Source organism: Thermostichus sp. MS-CIW-34, from assembly GCF_054060435.1.
This window is the reverse complement of record NZ_JBSSDE010000052.1, coordinates 1-19,021: the sequence shown is the minus strand read 5'-3', so window position 1 is coordinate 19,021 and position 19,021 is coordinate 1. Positions and strand designations below refer to the sequence as shown.

Genomic DNA, 19,021 nt, shown 5'->3' with positions numbered 1-19,021 from the left:
TGCGGGTGGGAAGGGGATGCTGACCATAACGCTGCTCAAGTAATCTCTCTCCTTGGGGCGACTGTAAACTCGCCTGAAATTCCGAAACTTAGCTGCCCCCTGGGGCCGCTGGGGATTGGGATAAAGCCCGCACTCTGCGCATAGCGCGGGTGTCGGGTAGTTTACCGCCGCCATTCTCAGCGCTTCCCTGCGGGGGACGGCCAACTTCGACGAGGAGAACTTTCCCTACGATGTTGTCTACACCTTGGGTCGCTACTTCGCCCAAATGGGGGCCTTGGTGCAGCAATATGGGGGAGTACTGGCCAACCAGAGCGGGCTGAGAAGTCTGGCTTTGTTTGGCTTAAAACAACCCGAGCTGGCCATACAGCAGGCGCTGCAGGCGGGGTTGGCGCTTGGGCAGTCGGTGGTGGAGTTGAACAGGTGTTTGCGGCAACTCTCCTACCCGCAGGTCAAGCTTGCCATCGGGATCCACTACGGCCCAGTCCTTTTGCTGCCCCTCGATCCCCAAGATCCGCAGCGGCTGTCTGCCTTTGGCAAGTCGGTCAATGTTGCCACCTGGCTGGAGTCGGTTGAGGATGTTTCGCAAGGGGGGGAACAGTCTGAGGAACAGAGCTCCCGGTTGCTCATCTCGGCAGCTGTGTATCGAGCCGTGGAAGGGCAACTCCTGCAGGTGGAGCCTCTTTCGGTGAAACCCGTTCCCAACGCCAAACCCATCCGAGTCTACAGGGTGCATCCCAACCCCGTCAGCTTGCCGACTGGCGAGGAGCAAGCTCCAGAAGCAACCAAGCCTGAACCGCTTGGATGGCTGGAAGCGCTCCGGGAATGGCTACAGGCTTGGTCTCGTTTTTGAGGGATCCCTTCAGGCAAAAACGCCATCCCTTTGCTGAACTTGGGCCTGCAAATAGGGGATCCCCATCCGGTGGCAGTAGTCGCCGAAGCTCTCGCCAGGACGGCGCTCCTGCTTGTAGGCCTGCAGGAGAACTCTCATCAGCGGCACGATCTGGCTAATGTGTACCCGCTCCTGAAACACTTGCGCCAGGCGATCCCCCTGCGGGCTGGCTCCCAGCCAAATCTGGTAGTAGCCATCGGGGGCGGATCCCACCAATCCCAGTTCCGCCAAGTAGGGTCGGGCACAGCCGTTGGGGCAGCCGGTCATGCGCACCAAAAAGGGCGAATCCTGCAGATCCAGCTCCTGCAACAGTTGATCCAACTGGCGCACCAGCCCTGGCAAAGCTCGCTCCGACTCAGTAATAGCCAAGCCGCAAGTGGGCAGCGCCGGACAGGCCATCGACAGCCGCACCAGTTGAGGGATCTCTTCCTTGGAAAGCACCCCGTGGGACTTGAGGATCTGGTTGATGGCCTCCCGCTGCTGCTCCGCAATGTCGATGAAAAGTAAATCCTGAGTGGGGGTCAGCCGCACGTGCAGAGAAAAGGCTTCCACAATCCGGCGCAGCGCCGTTTTGAGCTGTCGCTCTGGGGTGTCCTGGATGCGCCCATTTTCAATGGAGATGCCCAAAAACCAACGGCCATCCCCCTGCTCGTGCCAGCCCAGGTAGTCGTCGCTGTTGGGAACAAACTTGGGTAGGGGGCGAAACCGGGGCAATTTTTCCCCCACATACTCCTCGACAACGCGGCGAAACTTGCGGATTCCCCAGTCTCTCACCAAGTATTTCAACCGCGCCTGCTTGCGGTCGTGCCGGTTGCCGTAGTCTCGCTGCACGGCCAAAACCGCTTGGCAAACCCGATACACCGCCTCCGGAGGGGCAAAGCAGAGCTTTTGGGCCAAAAGGGGCTGGGTTTCTTCCTTGCCGTGGGTACGCCCCATGCCCCCACCCACCACGATGTTGAAGCCCTTGAGGTTGCCCTTGCGGTCGGTGAGCACAATCAAGCCCAGGTCCTGGGAGTACACATCTACCGTGTTTTCCCCAGCTACGGTGATGGCTGTCTTGAACTTGCGGGGCAAATAGACGGGGCCATACAGAGGTTCTGGCCCCTCCAGGCGCACCCCGTTGCCGACAAACTGCTCTGCTTCCACCACTTCCTCATCCACCGGTGGGATGGGAACCGGCTCCCCATCCACCCAGATCTCGTAGTAGGCAGAGGTTTTTGGAGCCAACAGATCCGCCAGCTTGCGGGCATACTCTTGGGCATAGCGATAGGCAGGGCGATTTTTGTAGGGGGCCACCGGTGCCATTACGTTGCGGTTGACATCGCCGCAGGCGGCCAGGGTGGATCCCATCTGCTTGAGAATGCTGGCTATGGTGGCCTTGAGGTTTTTCTTGAGGATCCCGTGTAGCTGAAACGTCTGCCGCGTTGTGGCTCGCAGGGTGCCATTGCCGTACTCATCGGCCAGCCGATCCAGGGTCAAGTAAAGCTGGGGGGGCACGTGTCCCCCGGGGATGCGGGTGCGCAACATCATCGAATAGGCCCGCTCCAGCCCCTCCTGCTTTCGCTGCTGCCGCCGATCCCGGTCGTCCTGCTGGTAAGCCCCGTGAAACTTCAGCACCTGCACCGCTGCTTCGCTGAAGTGGGTGGTGTCTTGGGCCAGCTCCTGCTGAAGGGGATCCCGTAGAAAGTGGCTGTCTGCCTTGATCTGCTCCACCTTGGAACGCTTGGCCTCGGATGGGATCATGGGGGGCATTGATAATCTCCAGTAAACCGGTCGGAATACTTGTGAATAACAGGCTATCACCTCCTTTGAAGAGCGTCCAGTTGGAAAAGTCAGCCTCTTATCCGGGTTTTGTTCCAAACCCGCAAAACTTGTTATTTGAGTCAGCTGGAGATGTCGGCGCTGCTAGCTGGCCAGGGCTAGGCGGGCACCGTACTCCTGCACCGACCACAGTTGCCAGGCACAATTCCCCTGCAGCTCCAAAACCAGGTCGTGGTAGGCCAGGAGGGTGGGACGATGCCCAACGCTGATGTAGGTGGTGTTCAGGTGTTGCAGCTGCAGGTAGAGCAGTTTTTCGTTGGCCACATCCAGGGCGCTGGTGGCCTCGTCCAAAATGGCGTAGCGGGGCTGGGTGATCAAAATGCGGGCAAAGGCAAGGCGCTGCTGTTCCCCTAGGGAGAGAGTGCTGGCCCAGTCTTTCTCCACATCAAAGCCGCCCACCCGCTCCGGCAAGTCTCCCAGGTTCACCTGGGCCAAGACTCGGATGAGATCTTCATCGGTGAGGTCTCGGCGGCGTTTGGGATAGAGCAGTTGATCCCGCAGGGATCCCAGCAGCATATAGGGTTTCTGGGGCAAAAAGAGCATCTCCTGAGTATCTGGGCGGGCGATGGATCCCTGGCCGTTGGTCCATAGGCCGGCAATGGCCCGCAACAGGGAACTTTTGCCGCTGCCGCTAACACCGACAATCAAAAGCCGCTGGCCGGCTTCCAAGGCGAAGGAGAGATCCCGCACCAGGGTTCGTTCTGAATTGGGGGTGAGCAAAGTGACGTGGTTTAGCGCCAATTGCTGGGCAATGCGAGTTTGAATGTTGCTTTCCCGAGCGCCGGTGTGGCGCAGCGCCGGATCTTCCAGAGACTCGTGAAAGGAGCCTAAGCGGTTGATCCCGGCGGCAAAACTGGAAATGCTTTGAATCTGGTTGGCCACAATGGAGAGGGCGCTCAACACCTGGCTGAAGGCAATGGTGGCTTGGGTAATGGTGCCGAAATCTCGCACGCCGCTGAAGTAAAGGGGGGCGACGATGACATAGGGCACAATGCGGGTGAAATAGTTGTAGGCGTATTGGAAAATATCGATGATGGCCTGCCAGATGATCAGCAAATTAAAATTGCGCAAGGCCGCACCAAAGCGATGCAAAATTTGCCTGAGTTCTTGATCCTCTCCCTGGTAAAAGGCGATGGACTCGGCGTTGTCGCGCACATGCACCAAGCTGTAGCGGAAATCGGCTTCGTAGCGCAGTTGATCGAAGTTAATTTTGATCAGCTTGCGACCGGCCAAAATGGCGATGGCAGTACCGATAGTGGCATAGACCACCAGCCCCAACGCCAACGGACGAGAAATGCCATAGAGAATGCCGGTGAAGGCATAGAGGGTGAGAATCGAGTCGAGAATGTCCAACAGGAAGGAAAGGGTGGTGCCGGTAAAGGAGCGGACATCCTCTGATATACGCTGGTCGGGGTTGTCGATTTCGGTGTTGGCGGCGTTGGAATCCAGCTCGTAGTAAGCCCGCTGATTGAAGTAGCGATCCAGAAAATGATCGGTCAGCCATTCTCGCCAAAACAGCCCTAGCTTGAGGCGAGTGTAGCGGTAGATCACCAAAATGGGAATAGCTGAGATAATCAGCACTCCATAAATAATCAAAAACTGCCAGAAAGTGGGCTCTTCTTTTTGCTGCAGAGCTGTGTCGATAAATCGAAAGATAAAGCTAATCATCACGTTCAGCCGGTTTACCGTCAGCGACAGAAACAGCAAAAAGGTGAGCAGCGCCCACTGCAACCAGCGCTGGCGAAGCTGCCGCCACACTGCCCCAAAACAAAGGCTGCTCAAAGCCAAGCTGATCGCGGCTACCCACAGCACCGGCGAGGACAAGTTTCTCTCCGTTTGGGCCACCAATCCGGCTGCCACATTGGTAAAAAACTCTGGGAACAGGGCCTGACCGACCAAAGTTACCCCAATCTCCACAAAGAACATCAGGGCAACCACAAACACCATGGCCGCTGCCAGCAAGCCCAAAAAGATCCAGCCCCCATAGCGCACTCTGGGGTAAAAGTAGGGCTGGGCCACGGTGATAAACCGATCCCACAGTTTGCGGTCAAAGTTAAATTGAGAGGCTTGGGATTCCATTGTCGTGGTCGGCGGAGAGAGCAAGATCGACATCTCCCAGGCTAGCAGGCCATGGGTGCCAATCTGTGTTCAACAGGAGCGGATTCATTGGGGGTGAAACGCGGATCCCCCTTGTCCCATCCAAACCGTCTTGGTTCTGGGTCTTGCTCACCCACACACCCCTTGCTTAAAGCCAGTGTCTCTTCAACCTTGCAACCGGTTTTGCCAAGCCGATTGGGCCGCCAGCCACACCGTCTGAACCGGCACGTGAAACTCCTGGGCGCGGGCCACACAGTCGCGAAACTCCGGCTGAGCGTTGACGATGCGGCCATGGTGGCGGGCCACTTTGATGTCTACCAGGCCGTAAGGGGTTTCCACCCGCTCGATAACCCGCTCCAGCAGGGTGCGCTGCTGTTGGAAGTGGCGAATGCCCAGGGTGGTGGTCTCCCGGAAGATGAGATCTTGACACTCCGGCACCCGATCCGGCGGACAGATAACGGTGAGCAGGATCCCCGGCCGCCCCTGTTTCATGGTGATCGGCTGGGTAAACACGTCCCAGGCCCCCAGGGCCAACAACTGCTCGCAGGTGTAGGCAATCACTTGGGGGTTGAGATCGTCGATTTGGGTTTGCAACACCGATACCGTTTCCGTTAGCTCTCCCCCATCGGCTTCCCCGATCCAGAGACGAAACACGTTGGGAATGGGCAGCTCTTGGGCACCGGCCCCACGCCCCACTTTTTCCACCCGCATCGGCGGACAGGGGCCAAACTCTTCCGCCAACGCCACAGCCAAGGCTGCTCCTGTGGGGGTCACCAGCTCGGCTTCCACCCCGTTGCTGAACACCGGCACGCGGCCCATTTCCCACAACTCGATCACCGCCGGCACCGGCACGGCCAATTTGCCATGCTCTGTGCTCACCCAGCCGCCCCCAATAGGATGGGGGGATGACAACACCCGCTCCACCTGCAGCCAATCCAGGCCGATGCAAGTGCCGACAATATCCACCAAAGCATCCACTGCCCCCACTTCGTGAAAGTGCACTTTTTCCACGGGCACTTGATGGACTTTTGCTTCTGCCTGCGCCAACTTTTCAAACACCGCCAAGCTGCGGGCCTTAATGGCTGGGGAAAGCTGGGATCCCGCGATCAAAGCCTGAATCTCTGCCCAATGCCGAGCAAGGGATCCACCACTCTGGGATCCCAGCACCTCCACCACAGCTTGCAGAGCAGGCTGCCCACACCGCTGCACCCGGCTCACCTGCAAGCCATATTCCCCCTCGATGCCCAACGCCTGGAGCTGACGGTTGAGGTACTCCAAAGGCACCCCGCAATCCAGCAGGGCTCCTAGACACATATCGCCGGCAATGCCCGCCGCACAGTCGAAGTAGGCTATTTTCATGCTGGAGAACTGGGGGTAGCCGCTGCCGCCAGAATGGACTTGGATCCCTCTTGATTGTAGGCAGCAACCGGCCTGGAAAAGGCGACGGGAGAGCAGTTAGGCTTCCCTAGAGTCAGAAGATTCAGAAGATCGAGCAGCAGATTCCCTCCACTGTTGGATGATGTTGCCCAAATTGCGCCGGAATTCTCCAATTCCCAGCAGGGATCCCGGCTCGGGATCCCAGGAAGCCGAGAACACACCGTAGCTGATGCCCAAAAAACCAAGGCCAAACAAAGTTAGCGACTCCGCCAAGGTGAAGTAAGGGGGCAGAGCGACCACATGGTTGGTCAAGAGATAGTAATTCACAAAAAAGCTGCTCAGACCTAGCCCCGAAGGGATCCCAGAAAACACCAGAATCCGCCGCACCATCCGCCGGCTGACCTCAGGGGGAATCACGGCAACAGGCTCCTTCTTGGCCGGCTTCTTCTCCACCTCAACAGAGGCGGAGGGGGAGCGACGGCGAAAGGTTTTGGACTGGCGGCTGGATTTGCCCACGAAGACAGATCTCCGATAGCGTTTTGGATGGGCTGCCTACTTTTTCACCCGGATGTTCAGCCGTTCGGCCAGCTCCCGGAAGCGGTCAGGAGAATGCTTGGCGATGTAGTTGAGCAAACGCTTGCGACGACCGATCATCATCAGCAGGCCGCGGCGGGAGTTGAAATCCTTCGGGTTTCTCTGAAGGTGCTGAGAGAGCTGGTTGATGCGACTGGTGAGCAGAGCCACCTGAACCTCGGCAGAACCGGTGTCGGTGTCGTGCAGTCGATAGCTCTCAATGATCTGCTGCTTCTCTTGTTGCAATAAGGCCATAAGATCAAGGGACTGGATGCACTGCTTCAAGATAATAACATCGGCTTTTCCTCCCTCGCTATGGCCGAGGAGGGTTATGGAGAGAATGGGATATGACAACAACCTCTGGGGATCCTCCGGCACTGCCCGCTTTGCTGGAGCTGTTGAACTCACAAGACTTGGGAAATCGGCTGCGCGCTGTCAACAAAGCCAGAGAACTGCCTGGGCCAGAAGCCCTGACATTGCTGCAGCGAGCGATTCACGACGAGAATGCCCGCGTCCGTTATGCTGCCATCAGCCAGATGGGCACCCTGTCTGGCGTCGATCCGAACCTACTGTTGCCCATTTTGCAGCGCTCTTTGCGAGAGGATCCGGAGTTCGATGTGCGGGCTGCTGCCGCCGCTGCCCTGGGGGATCTCAAGCAGCCACAGGCCCTGGCCGATCTTCTGGAAGCTTATCGGCGAGAAACGGAGTGGCTGGTACGGTTTAGCATCATCGCTGCCCTGGGAGAGCTGGGGAACCCCGCCGCCTTCGACACTCTGGTGGAAGCTTTGCAGGACAAGAGCGAGCTGATCACCACAGCCGCCGCTGCCGCTTTGGGAGATCTGGGGGATCCGCGGGCCATCCCCTACCTGGATCCCCTCATTGATTCCGACGACTGGCAACTGCGCTACCGCGTCTGCATTGCCCTGGCCAAGTTGGGAACAGAAGCCGCTCGCGCCGGACTGACCCGGCTGGCCCAGGATTCCCAAGAACAGGTGGCCGTACATGCCCGGGCTGCCTTGGGATCCCTGTAGTTCCCTAGCTCATGGCATTGATGATGTAGTCAAAGTAAGGGGCGGCTTCAGCGGCTGCCGCCGGCTCCAACAAGCTGAGGGCAGCTTCCTTCAAAAAGACAATCGCATCGATCATGCCGGCGATGGGTACGTTGAGGGCATTGTACATTTCCCGCACCCCTATCAGGCCAATAGACTCAATCGGCTCTTTGCTGCCGGCAATAATGCCATAGGTCACCAGACGCAGATACCAGTCGTAATCTCGCAAACATTGGTTGTAGCGCTTGTCACCGTAGGCATTGCCACCGGGTTGCACGTACTCGGGCCGCTTGGCGAATAGCTGCTTCTGGGCCTGGTCAATGATGCGCTTTTTGTTTTCTGCTAACACCTGAGCGATTTGCAAGCGCCTCTCGCCGGTGGTCATGTAATTCCTGATGGCTTCCAGTTCGCTAACTGAGAGGTAACGCAGCTGGTCATCCGCGGTCTCGATGATCTGGTTGATCACGCTCACGGTAGGGATTCTCCTGTTTTCTAACTTGCTTTCAATTCGGTTCATCAATTCGCAACCCATCCCCCCAGCCCAAGGTCGGCCCAAGAGATGAGCAGGTAGCTCGGCAAGCCAGCGCCGCCGGCTGCTCCCAGTTTAGGATAGGGCAAACCTTCCCTCAAGCACTTTGGCGTGACTCCATCTCGAGACTGGCCCTAGATCCGGCCTCGCAGCCATTGGGCCATCTCATTGCGGCGTGGGGCAGCCTCCAGACACACCTCTTCGGTAATCCGCCCCTCTTGGTAAAGCCTAAACAGGGATTGATTCATCGTACACATGCCCTCATAGGAGCCGTCGGCGATCAGCTCCTCAATTTCATCCACCGCCCCCCGCTTGATGTAGTCCCGAATGGCATCGGTGTTGCGCATGATCTCGTGGGCCGCAGCTCGCTTGCCATCGGTGGTGCGCACTAAGGTTTGAGCGATGATCGCCACCAGGGTTTCTGCCAGCTGCAGACGCATCGGCTCCTGTTCTTCCGGCTTGTAAATCCCCAGCAGACGCTCGATGGTGCGGACGGCGCTGTTGGTGTGCAGGGTTCCAAAGACCAAGTGGCCCGTCTGGCCGGCCTTCAGGGCAATATCCACTGTCTCTCGATCCCGCATCTCCCCAATCAGGATGATGTCCGGATCTTCCCGCAGAGAGGCTTTCAGGGCATTGGCAAATTCCAGGGTGTGGATCCCGACCTCCCGCTGCCGCACCATCGATTTCTTGCTCTGGTGGACGAACTCGATGGGATCCTCGATGGAAATGATGTGTTTGGGAAAGTTGGAGTTGATGTAGTCCACCATCGCCGCCAAGGTCGTGGACTTACCGGAGCCGGTGGGGCCGGTCACCAAAACCAAGCCTTTGTGCTCCTCGGCAATGCGCTTTAGCACTTCCGGTGCCCGCAACTGCTCCAGCGTCAAAATTTTCAACGGGATCAGACGCATCACCATAGCCGGGCCAAGCAGGGAAACAAAGCAGTTGACCCGACACCGCACCAAACCCTCGTACTGGATGGCAGTATCCAGTTCCAAACATTCCTCAAACTGGCGAATTTGGCTCTCCGGCAGGCTTTCCCGCAGCCAGCCATAGAACATCTCGGTGGTGGTGACCGGGTAGTTGGTCAAAAGCATTTGCCCCCGATCCCGAAAGCGAGGCACTTCCCCCACCCCCAAATGAATATCGGAGTAGCCTTTGTCATAGGCTTCCTGCACCAGTTGGCGCAGAGTCAGGCCCGCAGGAGTAGCCGGGGCCACCGGGATCCGACCGGCAGCCGTTGGGCGAGCTGGTGGCGCAAAAGGCGGAGCGGCAGGATTGGGGCTGGGCGGCGACACTGGAGGCCGAGCAGCAGCAGCCGGAGCCGGAGTGGGCGGGGGCATTCGAGGGGGAGCGACAGGATCGGGCACAGGCACAGGCACCTGAGGGGGAGCGACAGCCACACCAGGCGGAAGGGGCCGACCCAGAATGGGGTTGGGGGGGCTTTTGGCGTTGACAGGCCGGGATCCCATCCCTTGGGAAGCTGAACCCAGCACCGGATCCAGTTGCGTTGGGGGCTCCACCGGGGGCGTTTGAGCAGCCGGACGAGACGGACGCTGCATGACCGGCGGAGCCGGGGGCTGCCAATTGGAGTCCAAATCGGTGGGAAACTGGTTTTCGGGGCTGACCTCGCTCATGACAAGCCTCGCTTCTGGCAGGGTTTGCGTCGATCTTAGGCTAGCATTCCCCGCCTGAGCAGAGGCTTAACCCACTCACCGACAAAGCTCCGGGAAGCTCCCTAAAAATTGGACGGATGGCGAATAAGACTCAAAAACTCCTCACGGGTACGGGGATCCTCCTGAAACACCCCCACCATCGAGCTGGTGACCGTCCAGGAGCCGGCCTTTTGTACCCCCCGCATCACCATGCACATGTGGGTAGCCTCGATAACCACCCCCACCCCGTAGGGATCCAGCACCTCCATCAAGGCCTCAGCAATTTGCCGTGTCAGGCGTTCCTGAACCTGCAGGCGGCGGGAGTACATCTCGACGATACGGGCAATTTTGCTTAGGCCCACCACCTTTTGCTTGGGGATGTAGGCCACATGGGCTTTGCCGATAAAGGGCAGCAGATGGTGCTCGCACAGGCTAAACAGAGACACATCCCGCAACAGCACCATCTCGTCATGGCCCTCATCAAAGATGGCACTGTTCAGTAGCTCCTCCAAAGACTGCCGATACCCACTGGTCAAAAACTTCAAAGCCGCAACCACTCGTGCCGGGGTTTTTCGCAGCCCCTCCCGTTGGGGATCCTCCCCGATCCCCCGCAGCAGCGTCTCCACCGCCGCCACCATAGCCGGATCTGAGACATCCGAGCTACCCAATTCTTCTTCCGCAAAAGTGGCTCGATCTCGAATCACCCGAGACTTGAAATGGGCTTTGTCATCCATTCGAGATTGCGAGCCAGATCCGGGTTTCGCAAGGGTCATAGCAGGATATTCCTTGGTTAACGAAAGGCTAAGAGAACTCGGTGCATGCAACTCAGCTCAGGTGGCATCCAGTCAAAGGCTGCGATAGCCAAAACCCTCCCAAGTCACGGGCAACCCCAAACCAGCCAGGTCTAAAAGGCTCCCACCGCAGGCATGAAGGTGAGATCTTCCACCACCGCACCTGTGGGCAACCGAACAATATAGGTGATCAAATCGGCTACCCATTCCGGCGAGAGCATTTTGGAACGGTCGAAGTTGACCCCTACCGTGCCCGTATCCCAGAGGGACGTGTCCACGGCACCAGGGCACAGGCTGGTGACCCGAATGCCATGCTGTCGTTCCTCTTCGGCCAAAGCTTGAGAAAAGCCCATTAGGCCGAACTTGCTGGCACAGTAAGCTCCCCAGTTGGGAAAAGCTCGCTTGCCCGCAATCGAGATGACGTTGACAATCGTGCCGCAGCGCTGCCGGCGCATTCCGGGAAGTACGGCTTGGGCACACAGAAAAGCTGCCGTCAAGTTCAAGTCGATCACTCGCTGCCAATCCGACAAAGGTAAGGTGGCCAAAGGGCCAACGTGGGCCATGCCCGCATTATTGACCAAGACATCGCAGACGCCAAATCGATCCAGGAGAGCCTGCAACTGCTGGGGCAGAGCTGCTAAGTCGGCCAAGTCCATGGGAAAAACCGCTGCCTTACCCCCCTGGTCTTGGATTTGGGCCTGCACCGCTAGCAGATCAGGTTGGGAGCGGGCCACCAGAGCCACCGCTATCCCTTGTCGGGCTAGGGCTAGGGCTACCGCTCTGCCGATCCCTCGACTGGCCCCTGTAATCAGAGCACGTTCGGGAAACTTTGTCTCAAAACTCATTTACAACAAGCCTCTGGCGTGCGCCACACAAGCAAGCGCCGCCCAGGCCTGAGAAACTTCGCTAACTAAGTTTAACACTGATTTTCCGCTGCTTCGCTTGGAATCAGGGCGAGGCGTAGAAACCTTATTCTGTCCTGCTCAAGATCTGGCTGCTGGCTGTTGGATCTCGATCCGGTTGGACGGGATCCGGGGACATGGTAGTGTGGTAAAAATAGTGAAAATCTTTTGCAACAAAAACCGTCATGGCTGAGTTCTTGTTTTCTCCAAGTCCCACTGCCGCGCGGGAGGATCCCTCCTACATCCTTCAGCTTGAGGGCATCAGCAAGGGGTTTCCCGGCCAGCGGCAGTTGGTTTTGCGGGAAGTCGAGTTTCGCCTGCCCCAAGGAGACATCCTCAGCATTGTGGGCCCATCAGGTTGTGGGAAAACCACCTTATTGCGCACCATTGCCGGATTTGAGCAGCCGGATAGCGGGCGGATCCTGCTGGGGGGGCAGGTTGTGGCTGGGGAGGGGCAGTGGATCCCACCGGAGCGACGGGGAGTGGGGCTGGTGTTTCAGGATTTTGCCCTGTTTCCCCACTTGAACGTGTTGGCCAATGTGATGTTTGGCCTCCGACCCACTACCCCGTTTGCGTCGGCGGCAGGGGGTGGCAATCGCTCCCCCTCAACTGAGTTGCGAGCTGAGTTGCGAGGCGCTGCCCAACAGGCGCGGGAACGCGCTTACGAGGTGTTGCGGTTGGTGGGCCTGGAAGACTACACCCATCGTTATCCCCACGAGCTTTCGGGCGGGCAGCAGCAGCGGGTGGCTTTGGCGCGGGCTTTGGCCCCCAGGCCTAGCTTGATCCTGTTGGATGAGCCGCTGAGCAATTTGGATGTGCAGGTGCGCTACTACCTGCGGGAAGAAATCCGCAAAATCCTCAAGCAAACCCAGACCTCGGCCATTTTTGTCACCCACGACCAAGAGGAGGCTCTCTGCCTCTCCGACTGGGTGGCGGTGATGCGGGAAGGCCGTATTGAGCAATGGGGATCCCCGGAGGAGGTTTACCGGGAGCCGGCTACTCGCTTCGTGGCAGAGTTTATTACCCAGGCCAACTTTCTGCGCTGTGAGCGGCGGGAGTTGGGTTGGCAGGCTGAAGAGCTGCTGCACATCCCATTCCAGGCTTTGAGGGATCAGCCCGACCCCAGCTTGCGCTGCGCAGAGTTGATGGTTCGACAGGAGGAGTTGCATTTGCATCCTGATCCTCAGGGCGGCATTGTCATTCGGGATCGACAGTTTTTGGGGCGAGAGTACCGCTATTCCCTGATCACAGCAGCCGGCAAAGAATTGCACGCCCTAGCCCGGGAAGCCCTGCCTGTGGGCGCGCGGGTTCACATTGCTGTTGGGCAAGGTCGGCTGTTCCCCCTCGCTGAGGGGTCCTCCGTGGCTGAAAAAGAGCCAAATCGCGCAAAAAGTAAAAGTGTTGCCTGAGTCGGGGTTCTTTTGCACACCTTTAGCAACCCATCTTCCCCGCGACACGAAAGCCTTCGCCCCAGATAGGGCTTAGACTGGCAAGACGGTGGTTCATGCCGGCGGCTCCCTCTGGAGCGACAAACTGGGTAGGCTGTTGGTGGAGGATTCGATGCCAAGCTATGCAGGGATCCCGCATCGTGGCAGGCCCATCGGAGAACCGGATCGCCTTGGCGGAGTTCCGGGTGGGCGTGGATGCGGTCATTTTCTCCATCGACACTGAGCAGAATCGCCTCCTGGTGCTGCTGGTGCGGCGGCGGGAGGATCCCTTCCGCGGTTGCTGGGCTCTGCCGGGAACGCTGGTGCGGCGCTCAGAATCCTTGGAAGCAGCGGCTTATCGCATCTTGGCCGAGAAGATTCGTGTTAGGAACCTCTATCTGGAGCAGCTCTACACCTTTGGGGGGCCGGAACGGGATCCCCGTGAGGCCGAGGATGGCTATGGGGTGCGCTACCTGTCGGTCAGCTACTTTGCCCTGGTGCGGTTCCAGGATGCTGAATTGCTGGCAGACGGAGTGGAGGGCATTGCCTGGTATCCCGCCGACCAGATTCCCCCTTTGGCCTTTGACCACGAAGAGATTTGCCGCTATGCCCGCCGTCGCCTCTGCGCCAAGTTGGAGTACAGCCCGATTGCCTTTGACATTTTGCCCGCCACCTTCACGCTAGGGGAGGTCTATCAGCTCTACGGCACCGTTTTGGGCGAGGGGTTCTCCGACTACTCCAATTTTCGCGCCCGCCTACTGAAACTGGGTATCTTGCAAGATACCGGCCAGAAAAGTTCCCAAGGAACAGGCAGACCGGCAACCCTCTACCGTTTTGATGCGGCTGCTTTCGAGAAAATCCGTCATAAGCCGATGGTGTTTGTCTGAAGGCCGTCTGAGGGATCCCAGCTCGCCAAGGCCAAGCTGGCCGGATCGGTTGGTATAGATTGGCTTTTATTCAAAGGGAGTTCCATACATGACCACCTAGACAAAGGTTTATGCCTTGATCATGGTCATTTCAAGTTAGGCTGAGACACTTCCCAACTACTCCGCGTCGCTTCCACAACTATCCTCAACCCCTCTTCCAATGGAACAGTTTCATTCCTCGTTAAAATGACTACAGTCGTTTCAGGTTAGGGTGAGACGCCTAGGCTACTGATCGCGCCAGCGGGACGGAGTCCTTGAAAAGCTTTCTAGCCCTTTGCATTATTGCTCCGCAACGCTATTGCTCCGCAACGCTGACGCGAAGACGCGACCAAGGTTTTAGGTGTGGGTGCAGTGTCCTAGTTTGAATCAAAGTGACCATATAGGATAGGAGCAGCCTGGTCATGACGCACTCAACTATCCCGGGAACCTTGCCAAGACAAATCTTTTGATGGATGCCGTAGAAGCCTGCTTCAGCACGGCTCAGATGCTTTCGGTGCCGTCCCCAAACTGCCTAGCGCTGCGGTTGGCTGAGCGAAGGTCTCAGGCCGGGATCCCAAGGGACAGTTCCTTTGGCGAACGCTCCGTGTAGTAGCAATGGAACAGGCTGAGGTCACCAGCAGCCTGGGGGCTGTGCTAAGATCAGAGACCGTGACAGGTGTTGTTTCAGGAGTTATCCAGGCATGTCTGCAGCAATAGATATCGCTGATGCCACCTTTGAGGCAGAGGTGCTGCGCAGCGATATTCCAGTTCTGGTTGATTTTTGGGCACCTTGGTGTGGCCCCTGTCGGATGGTGGCTCCTGTGGTTCAGGAGATAGCTGAGCAGTATGTTGGCAAAGTTAAGGTTGTAAAAATCAACACCGACGAGAACCCTCAAACTGCCAGCCAGTACGGCATTCGCAGCATTCCCACCCTGATGTTGTTCAAGGGCGGCCAGAAAGTGGATGTGGTGGTTGGCGCCGTACCCAAGGCAACTCTAACCACGATCCTGGAAAAGCACTTCGACACACCTGCCGAAGCCTGAGGGCTATGCCTTGGGTGTTTCAGAGTGTAACTTTTGGGTTCTGGATTAGAACCCAGCTGCCATTTTGTGCCGAGAACTGATTAAAGTAATTCCAGAGAACTTTAGGATCCCAGCTTGACCGATTCCGTTTCTTCCCTTCTGCGAGAGGTTTTTTCCAACGCTGAGACTCGCCTAAAGCAGTTGGAGCATCACCCCAACCGGACAGCCTGGCTGCGTATTGTGCAGTCGCTGCAGCGCATGGGATCCCTAGAGCTGAGCCGTTTGGATGCCAAGATCTTGGCGGCCACTCTTGAGGATCTGGAGCAGGGGTTTGCCGCCTTCCAAAACTATGCTCATCAACGCAAGATCACCGTTTTCGGGTCGGCACGGCTAGGGCCAGAAAGTCCCGAATATCGCCAGGCCCAGTTGTTCGCCTACTGCATCAGTCAACGGGGGTTCATGGTGATGACGGGGGGCGGCGGCGGCATTATGGAAGCCGGCAACCGAGGGGCAGGGCTGGAAAACTCTTTTGGGCTCAATATCCAGCTTCCCTTCGAGCAAATGGCCAATCCCGTCATTGCTGCCAGCGATCGGGTCATCAACTTCAAGTATTTCTTTTCCCGCAAGCTCTTTTTTGTTAAAGAAACCGACGCGCTGGTGCTTTTTCCCGGCGGTTTCGGCACTCAGGATGAAGCCTTTGAATGCCTAACCCTGATGCAAACCGGCAAAACCAAGCTCATGCCCTTGGTGCTGGTGGACAGAACAGGTGGCTGCTACTGGAAAGAATGGGACGAATACGTGCGGGAGCACCTGCTTGGTCGCGGCTTGATCAGCCCAGAAGATCTCTTCCTCTACACCCTAACCGACGATGTGGGAGATGCCTGTCAGCAGATTGTCGATTTTTATCGCGTCTTTCACAGCAATCGCTACGTGCGGGAGCTCCTGGTTTTGCGCTTGAACACCAGACTCTCACCGGAAGCCCTAGACATCTTAAACGAAGAGTTTGCCGATATTCTCGATTCGGGCCGGATCGAGCAAACTAGGGCCTTGCCGGAGGAAGCCGAGGAAGATATTGCCCATCTGCCACGGCTGGTGATGCACTTCAACCAGCGCAACTTTGGACGGCTATGGCAAATGGTGCGCCGGATCAACAAGCTTCACCCGGAACAGCCGGATCCCTTGCAAATGCGCCCTGAACAAAAGTAGATGTATCAGCGCTCTCAGAACCATCCAAGAACCAGCAGCCAATTGTTTTGGTGGTGCTCCCAATGGGCCGGTTGTTTGTCAAAATCTGCGGCATCACCCGTCAGGATCAGGCGGAGGCCATCGCCGCGCTGGGGGTGAGTGCCCTTGGGTTCATCGCGGTGCCCAATACCCCCCGCTATTTGCCCCTCTCGGAAATGGCTCGTTGGGTGGGATCCCTGCCCGACCACGTGGAAAAAGTAGGGGTCTTCCTGGATCAGGATCCCCGCGCCATCGCCGCCTGGGTGGAAACGGTGGGCCTCACGGCTGTCCAGTTGCATGGCCAAGAATCCCCGCAGGATTGTCAGCAATTGGGGAAATGGCTTCCCGGGATCCGCCGCATCAAAGCCCTGCGCATTCGCCAGCCGGCGGATCTGGAAGTAGCCCATCTCTACCGAGACTGTGTGGAGGTGCTGCTTTTGGATGCCTATCACCCCCAACAGGCGGGGGGAACGGGGCGAACCCTGAATTGGCCAGAACTTGCTCGCCTTTCGCGTGAGCGGGCTCTGCCCTTGCCTTGGCTACTGGCCGGTGGTCTGAACCCGGACAATGTTCTGCAGGCACTCAGCCACCTTCAGCCAAGCGGCATCGACCTCTCCAGTGGTGTGGAACGCCACCCCGGCGATAAAGACATAGACAAAGTCCGACACCTGCTGCAGCAGCTCCGCTCCCAGGGGTGGGAGATTGCTCCTGCGCTGCCGCCGATAATGCCAAGCGCAACGGGATGATCATTTGGCTGGGTTCCTACTGCAGCGACTGAATATCCAACCCCGGCTCGAACATCAGCTCTTTCACTTCCCCAAATCGGCCCATCACTCCAAGCTCCCGGTCGTTAAAGGTCACCAACACACCGCCCGCATTGCCGGTACGCAACACGATTGACTGCTCCGCTTCCCAATTCAACTCGGCCCCTGGCTGTAAGGTGGCCTCAAAAACCGTTTGCCCATCGGCGATGACCCGCAACCAGGAAGGGCGCTCCACAACGCGAATATCCAGACGCACCGGCTTGCGCCCCGCCCCCCCTGAGTGAGCTTCCAAGACCTCGGGGAAGACGCCCTGAATGCGCGTCCATTGGTCGAGGGTGGGAAACAGTTGGCGGGCCGTGGGCTGAGCTGCCGACAGAGTAGGATCCGGGGAGTTGGCAGCAGGCGGTTGCTGGCCGGAGCCTTCCCGGCCAACTGTTGGCAGGCTCACCAGCCAACGCCCAAAAGGATTGCCTGTGCCCTCCAAAAGAGCCGATAATCCCCCCACCGTCAGCACAATCAGCACCACATAAGCGGCCCAAAGGTGGAGAGGGCGCAGGGCAAAGGCAGGTTGCTGGCCGACAACAGCAAGAGGAGCTGGCGCGCGGGGGGTTTTGGCCGATAAAAGCGGAGAGGCACGCCGAGAGAGGGTTTCGCCATCCAACCCCAAATAGTCGGCATAGCGCTTGAGAAACCCTTGCACATACACCGGCTCCGGTAACCGGCTCAAGTCAGCTTCCTCCAGCGCCTGCAGATATTGGCAGCGAATGAAAGTATCGTTGGCTACTTCTGTCAACGTCAGTCCCCGTGCCTCCCGTGTTTGCCGCAACAGGGATCCCAGGGCTTCTAAAGAGTGTGCTGGCTCTTGCATCATTTGGCCACCTGCGGAAGAAAGGAGGCTACTGTGAGAGTTTGCACTCAGTTAGAGGCTCTGACGAGCTAATCGCGTGAGCGGGCCGGAGGCCTTAGAGGGCGCTTCCCGAGCGAGGATGAGCTGCTGTGCCCGGTGAGAGGGGCCAGCAAAGCTTGGAGCTCATGGGGATCCAACTGGCGGAACTGGCCTGCTTTCAGGTTGCCCAAGCCCAGTGGGCCAATGGCCTCCCGATGTAAGCTGAGCACCGGATGCCCAAGACGCTCCGCCACCCGCCGAATTTGCCGGTTGCGTCCCTCAAACAACACCACCCTCAGCCAGGAGCAATTGGGATGCTCCCTTTGCCGGAAATCCGGGGCAGGACAAAACTCCACCTCCGCCGGCAGAGTGGTGTACCCCTCTAAGTCTACTCCGTCTCGCCAATGTTGCAGAGTGGCCTGACTCGGATGCCCTTGTACCTGTACCCGGTAGGTTTTGGGCAGATGATAGCGCGGATGGGTCAGCTTCAAGGTCAAGTCGCCATCATTGGTGAGCAGCAAAGCGCCACTGCTGTCCGCATCCAGCCGGCCCACCGGGTAGAGGCGGGTTTGCCGTTTCCAAGATGGGGGGAGCAGATCCAGCACCGTCTTGCGTCCCCAAGGATCTGCACAGGTTGACAAAACCCCCACTGGCTTGTGCAGGAGCAAAACATAGCGCGCCGGATCCTTGGCCAAAGGGATCACTTGCCCATTCACCTCGATGCAATCCCGCTCTGGGTCGGCTTTGGAGCCCAGCTCAGTGACCACCTTCCCATTGACCCGAACGCGCCCGGCCAGGATCCAGGCTTCCACCTGGCGACGCGAGGCCAATCCCTGCTGAGCCAAGAGCTTCTGTAGCCGTTGGGGTTCTGCCATAGGGATTTGAACAGCAAAAGCAGCAACCGAAGCTGAGGGTACTAGGCGGCAGAGCCTGGGGCCTCCGGCCCGCTTACGTGAACGGGGTTGGAGAGCCGGTCGGACAAATCAGCAGAATTGGAGGGCAACAGCAGCATCTCCGAGTAAACTACCCGACTCCGACCGCTAAAGCGGTACGGAGCGGGCTTTCAGTAGCCCTGAGCCTGCTCTGCTCTACCAGAGAACAAAACAGGCCCGA

The 19,021-nt window shown here is 58.1% G+C and carries 17 protein-coding genes and 2 pseudogenes; 7 read left to right on the top strand and 12 right to left on the bottom strand.

Features of this window, described 5'->3' with window-relative positions; all coding sequences use genetic code 11:
- Positions 1–172 precede the first annotated feature (172 nt).
- Positions 173–850, top strand: a complete 678-nt coding sequence (locus tag ACVWYY_RS13550) for an adenylate/guanylate cyclase domain-containing protein (protein ID WP_457403883.1) — start codon at positions 173–175, stop codon at positions 848–850.
- Positions 851–859: 9 nt separating this feature from the next.
- On the opposite strand, the gene ACVWYY_RS13545 is transcribed toward ACVWYY_RS13550, so the two are convergent.
- The 5 genes from ACVWYY_RS13545 to rpsO form a co-directional block, all read right to left on the bottom strand.
- The gene (locus tag ACVWYY_RS13545; RefSeq protein WP_457440826.1) at positions 860–2,632 is read right to left on the bottom strand and encodes an NADPH-dependent assimilatory sulfite reductase hemoprotein subunit; all 1,773 of its coding nucleotides are present in this window, start codon (positions 2,630–2,632) and stop codon (positions 860–862) included.
- Between the two features lie 162 nt (positions 2,633–2,794).
- Positions 2,795–4,822: an ABC transporter ATP-binding protein/permease gene (locus ACVWYY_RS13540; RefSeq protein WP_457403859.1), complete on the bottom strand. Its 2,028-nt coding sequence runs from the start codon at positions 4,820–4,822 to the stop codon at positions 2,795–2,797.
- 150 nt (positions 4,823–4,972) lie between these two features.
- Entirely contained in the window at positions 4,973–6,166 is a 1,194-nt protein-coding gene (gene larC / locus ACVWYY_RS13535) for a nickel pincer cofactor biosynthesis protein LarC (protein ID WP_457403857.1), read from the bottom strand.
- A gap of 96 nt (positions 6,167–6,262) precedes the next feature.
- Entirely contained in the window at positions 6,263–6,700 is a 438-nt protein-coding gene (locus tag ACVWYY_RS13530; protein ID WP_414329551.1) for a photosystem II biosynthesis protein, read from the bottom strand.
- A gap of 36 nt (positions 6,701–6,736) precedes the next feature.
- A complete protein-coding gene (rpsO, locus tag ACVWYY_RS13525; RefSeq protein ID WP_011431855.1) occupies positions 6,737–7,012 on the bottom strand; it encodes a 30S ribosomal protein S15 in 276 nt (91 codons plus the stop codon).
- Between the two features lie 92 nt (positions 7,013–7,104).
- Here rpsO and ACVWYY_RS13520 point away from each other — a divergent pair, with 92 nt between their 5' ends.
- A complete protein-coding gene (locus tag ACVWYY_RS13520) occupies positions 7,105–7,788 on the top strand; it encodes a HEAT repeat domain-containing protein (protein WP_414329553.1) in 684 nt (227 codons plus the stop codon).
- Between the two features lie 4 nt (positions 7,789–7,792).
- On the opposite strand, the gene apcD is transcribed toward ACVWYY_RS13520, so the two are convergent.
- The 4 genes and pseudogenes from apcD to ACVWYY_RS13500 form a co-directional block, all read right to left on the bottom strand.
- Entirely contained in the window at positions 7,793–8,278 is a 486-nt protein-coding gene (gene apcD, locus ACVWYY_RS13515) for an allophycocyanin subunit alpha-B (RefSeq protein WP_011431857.1), read from the bottom strand.
- 191 nt (positions 8,279–8,469) lie between these two features.
- Positions 8,470–9,804, bottom strand: a complete 1,335-nt coding sequence (locus ACVWYY_RS13510) for a type IV pilus twitching motility protein PilT (protein WP_457403881.1) — start codon at positions 9,802–9,804, stop codon at positions 8,470–8,472.
- A 266-nt stretch (positions 9,805–10,070) separates the two neighbouring features.
- Positions 10,071–10,640 (bottom strand): annotated as a pseudogene (gene folE, locus ACVWYY_RS13505) (GTP cyclohydrolase I FolE); the annotation flags it as partial.
- Between the two features lie 251 nt (positions 10,641–10,891).
- Entirely contained in the window at positions 10,892–11,623 is a 732-nt protein-coding gene (locus ACVWYY_RS13500; RefSeq protein WP_414341872.1) for an SDR family oxidoreductase, read from the bottom strand.
- A 242-nt stretch (positions 11,624–11,865) separates the two neighbouring features.
- Here ACVWYY_RS13500 and ACVWYY_RS13495 point away from each other — a divergent pair, with 242 nt between their 5' ends.
- The 5 genes from ACVWYY_RS13495 (at position 11,866) to ACVWYY_RS13475 (ending at position 17,004) form a co-directional block, all read left to right on the top strand.
- Positions 11,866–13,089 carry an ABC transporter ATP-binding protein gene (locus ACVWYY_RS13495; RefSeq protein ID WP_457440824.1) on the top strand — a complete coding sequence of 408 codons (1,224 nt, stop codon included), beginning with the start codon at positions 11,866–11,868 and terminating at the stop codon, positions 13,087–13,089.
- A gap of 161 nt (positions 13,090–13,250) precedes the next feature.
- Positions 13,251–13,994, top strand: a complete 744-nt coding sequence (locus ACVWYY_RS13490; protein WP_457393248.1) for an NUDIX hydrolase — start codon at positions 13,251–13,253, stop codon at positions 13,992–13,994.
- A 719-nt stretch (positions 13,995–14,713) separates the two neighbouring features.
- The gene (gene trxA / locus ACVWYY_RS13485; RefSeq protein WP_011431863.1) at positions 14,714–15,055 is read left to right on the top strand and encodes a thioredoxin; all 342 of its coding nucleotides are present in this window, start codon (positions 14,714–14,716) and stop codon (positions 15,053–15,055) included.
- A 114-nt stretch (positions 15,056–15,169) separates the two neighbouring features.
- Positions 15,170–16,240, top strand: coding sequence for an LOG family protein (locus ACVWYY_RS13480; protein WP_457440822.1), 1,071 nt, complete (start codon positions 15,170–15,172; stop codon positions 16,238–16,240).
- A gap of 62 nt (positions 16,241–16,302) precedes the next feature.
- The gene (locus ACVWYY_RS13475) at positions 16,303–17,004 is read left to right on the top strand and encodes a phosphoribosylanthranilate isomerase (protein WP_457440820.1); all 702 of its coding nucleotides are present in this window, start codon (positions 16,303–16,305) and stop codon (positions 17,002–17,004) included.
- A gap of 16 nt (positions 17,005–17,020) precedes the next feature.
- Here the strand turns inward: ACVWYY_RS13475 and ACVWYY_RS13470 are convergent, their stop codons facing one another.
- The 3 genes and pseudogenes from ACVWYY_RS13470 to ACVWYY_RS13460 form a co-directional block, all read right to left on the bottom strand.
- The gene (locus tag ACVWYY_RS13470; protein ID WP_414382536.1) at positions 17,021–17,683 is read right to left on the bottom strand and encodes a DUF4115 domain-containing protein; all 663 of its coding nucleotides are present in this window, start codon (positions 17,681–17,683) and stop codon (positions 17,021–17,023) included.
- Positions 17,681–17,890, bottom strand: a pseudogene (locus ACVWYY_RS13465) (helix-turn-helix domain-containing protein); the annotation flags it as partial. The gene ACVWYY_RS13470 and the pseudogene ACVWYY_RS13465, both read right to left, overlap by 3 nt.
- Before the next feature lie 68 nt (positions 17,891–17,958).
- Positions 17,959–18,783, bottom strand: a complete 825-nt coding sequence (locus tag ACVWYY_RS13460; protein WP_011431867.1) for a pseudouridine synthase — start codon at positions 18,781–18,783, stop codon at positions 17,959–17,961.
- Positions 18,784–19,021 lie beyond the last annotated feature (238 nt).

Bases quoted from the DNA above. Each gene is read 5' to 3' on its own strand.
- ACVWYY_RS13460 (WP_011431867.1), bottom strand. From the start codon at position 18,783: ATGGCAGAACCCCAACGGCTACAGAAGCTCTTGGCTCAGCAGGGATTG.
- rpsO (WP_011431855.1), bottom strand. From the start codon at position 7,012: ATGGCCTTATTGCAACAAGAGAAGCAGCAGATCATTGAGAGCTATCGA.
- larC (WP_457403857.1), bottom strand. From the start codon at position 6,166: ATGAAAATAGCCTACTTCGACTGTGCGGCGGGCATTGCCGGCGATATG.
- trxA (WP_011431863.1), top strand. From the start codon at position 14,714: ATGTCTGCAGCAATAGATATCGCTGATGCCACCTTTGAGGCAGAGGTG.
- ACVWYY_RS13475 (WP_457440820.1), top strand. From the start codon at position 16,303: ATGGGCCGGTTGTTTGTCAAAATCTGCGGCATCACCCGTCAGGATCAG.
- ACVWYY_RS13500 (WP_414341872.1), bottom strand. From the start codon at position 11,623: ATGAGTTTTGAGACAAAGTTTCCCGAACGTGCTCTGATTACAGGGGCC.
- ACVWYY_RS13540 (WP_457403859.1), bottom strand. From the start codon at position 4,822: ATGTCGATCTTGCTCTCTCCGCCGACCACGACAATGGAATCCCAAGCC.
- ACVWYY_RS13495 (WP_457440824.1), top strand. From the start codon at position 11,866: ATGGCTGAGTTCTTGTTTTCTCCAAGTCCCACTGCCGCGCGGGAGGAT.
- ACVWYY_RS13490 (WP_457393248.1), top strand. From the start codon at position 13,251: ATGCAGGGATCCCGCATCGTGGCAGGCCCATCGGAGAACCGGATCGCC.
- ACVWYY_RS13545 (WP_457440826.1), bottom strand. From the start codon at position 2,632: ATGATCCCATCCGAGGCCAAGCGTTCCAAGGTGGAGCAGATCAAGGCA.
- ACVWYY_RS13510 (WP_457403881.1), bottom strand. From the start codon at position 9,804: ATGGGATCCCGGCCTGTCAACGCCAAAAGCCCCCCCAACCCCATTCTG.
- ACVWYY_RS13520 (WP_414329553.1), top strand. From the start codon at position 7,105: ATGACAACAACCTCTGGGGATCCTCCGGCACTGCCCGCTTTGCTGGAG.